Below are 1,318 nucleotides of genomic sequence, written 5' to 3'. Positions count from 1 at the left end.
AGCTCGTGGCCACGGCTCGCACGGGTCAGGCGCCGTTGTCCTTCGCGCAGCAGCGCTTGTGGCTGCTCGATCAACTCCAGCCGGGAAGCGCCTCGTACAACCTGCCGGCCGCGGTGCGTCTCACCGGCACGTTGGACGTCGAGGCCCTGCGCCGCACCTTCACGGAGCTGGTGCGCCGTCACGAAGCGCTGCGCACGACGTTCCAGGTCCAGGAGGGTCAGCCCCTCCAGGTGGTGTCGCCGCCCGGTGAAATGGCATGGACCCTCACTTCACTGGAGGGCCTGCCGGAAGCACAGCGTGAATCCGAGGTCCGAGCCCTGGCGAAGGCCGAGTCCCTGCGCGCGTTCGACCTGAGCCAGGGTCCGCTGTTCCGCGCAACGCTGCTGCGGCTGTCGGAGACGGAACACGTGCTGGTGCTGGTGATGCACCACATCGTGTCGGACGGCTGGTCGATGGACGTGCTGGTGCGCGAAGTGGCCGCGCTCTACGGCGCATACGTGGAAGGCCGTGAGTCGCCGTTGCCGGAGCTGCCGGTGCAGTACGCGGACTACGCGGCGTGGCAGCGAGGCTGGCTGCAAGGCGAGGTGCTGGAAGGCCAGCTCGCGTGGTGGCGCCAGCAACTGGAGGGCGCACCGCACGCGCTGGAGCTGCCGACGGATCGGCCGCGTCCTGCGGTGCAGCGCTTCCACGGCGCGAATGCGTCACTGCTGTTGCCGAAGGCCCTGGGCGAAGCGCTGTCGACCCTGGGGCGCCAGGAAGGCGCGACGTCCTTCATGGTGCTGCTCGCGGCGTGGCAGGTGCTGCTCGCGCGCTACAGCGGGCAGCAGGACGTCAGTGTGGGCACGTCCATCGCGGGCCGTAACCGCACGGAGCTCGAAGGGCTCATCGGCTTCTTCGTCAACACGCTGGTGATGCGCACGAAGCTGGAAGGCAGTGCGTCCTTCCGGCAGGTGCTGCGGCAGGTGAAGGAGACGACGCTGGGGGCGTACGCGCACCAGGAGGTGCCGTTCGAGAAGCTGGTGGAGGAGCTCAAGCCAGAACGTGACCTGAGCCGCTCACCGCTTTTCCAGGTGAGCTTCCTGCTGCGGAACACGCCGACGCAGGCGCGCGAAGCGAGGCCGAGCGAAGGGCTGACGCTGCGCGCGGTGGAGACAGACGCGGCGACGGCGAAGTTCGATCTGACGATGGCGATGGCGGAGACGGGCCAGGGGCTGGCGGCGACGCTCGAATACAACACGGACCTCTACGACGCGAAGACGGCCGAGCGGATGCTGAGCCACTTCGGGATGCTGCTGGAGGGCATCGCGAAGGACGCGGA

1 protein-coding gene is annotated in these 1,318 nt (G+C 68.6%); it reads left to right on the top strand.

The features are described from left to right. Nucleotides 1–1,318, top strand: a 1,318-nt coding sequence (locus ACLEQD_RS43575) for a condensation domain-containing protein (RefSeq protein ID WP_410391819.1), incomplete at both ends; no start/stop codon positions are given.

Source organism: Corallococcus sp. 4LFB (genome assembly GCF_046520365.1).
In the GTDB taxonomy this organism is placed as follows: domain Bacteria; phylum Myxococcota; class Myxococcia; order Myxococcales; family Myxococcaceae; genus Corallococcus; species Corallococcus caeni.
This window is presented reverse-complemented; position numbering and strand designations above follow the sequence as displayed.